At 49.1% G+C, this 293-nt stretch carries 1 rRNA gene; it reads right to left on the reverse strand.

Annotated elements, in window-relative coordinates:
• Positions 1-293 (reverse strand): 23S ribosomal RNA (locus P6N53_RS18645); the annotation flags it as partial.

The following is a 293-nucleotide window of genomic DNA, read 5'->3' on the forward strand; positions in this document are numbered from 1 at the left end:
CTCCGTTACCTTTTGGGAGGCGACCGCCCCAGTCAAACTGCCCACCTGACACTGTCCTCAATCCAGCTTCATGGACTAAAGTTAGAATTTCAATACTTAAAGGGTGGTATCCCAACGGTGACTCCATAAGTACTGGCGTACCTATCTCTAAGTCTCCCACCTATCCTGTACATCAAATACCAAAACCCAATGTCAAGCTACAGTAAAGCTCCACGGGGTCTTTCTGTCCTGTCGCAGGTAGACGGCATCTTCACCGTCATTACAATTTCACCGAGCCCCTCGTTGAGACAGTG

The sequence above is a fragment of the Desulforamulus aquiferis genome (genome assembly GCF_030577015.1).
In the GTDB taxonomy this organism is placed as follows: domain Bacteria; phylum Bacillota; class Desulfotomaculia; order Desulfotomaculales; family Desulfotomaculaceae; genus Desulfotomaculum; species Desulfotomaculum aquiferis.